We start from the raw sequence: 462 nt of genomic DNA, 5'->3' as shown, positions 1-462 counted from the left end.
ATCCTGGCATCGCGGCGCTGGAACTGCGGATTGACGACGACCCTGTCCGGATCGATATCAAGGTCCTCGGCAGCGCGCCGAACCAGCGCCGGACTGACCCACAGCCGCAGGATGGTGCAGTCCGCGTCATCCTTCCAGTGGCCATCGAGCCCGGCGGGGACAATATCGATGTCGCCGTCCGACTGGACCCGGCGGTGATGTTTTCCATCGCAATGGCACGAGGCGTTGACCGGCGCTCCGATGTGGATCCCAAGCCGATGGTTGATGGATGCGGGTACATAATGGGTCAGCCCCGCGGCAATCCTTCGCGACTCAACCCCAACGCCGATCGTTTCCAGCCAGTTGTCGTGCATGGTCTCTTTTTCGCGTTTCCGCCTCGGCATCATATCGTGCCGGCCGGCGAAATTAACAGGGCCTGACGTATGCTTGCGGACACGCCAAAACCAATTGCGGCATGAATGC

The 462-nt window shown here is 61.3% G+C and carries 1 protein-coding gene; it reads left to right on the top strand.

What is annotated here, in order from left to right; genetic code table 11:
• A partial coding sequence (locus ACWTU8_RS32595; protein WP_455851348.1) for a hypothetical protein occupies positions 1-419 on the top strand: 419 nt, incomplete at its 5' end.
• Positions 420-462 lie beyond the last annotated feature (43 nt).

It is taken from the genome of Mesorhizobium sp. BHbdii, from assembly GCF_053848045.1.
This window is presented reverse-complemented; position numbering and strand designations above follow the sequence as displayed.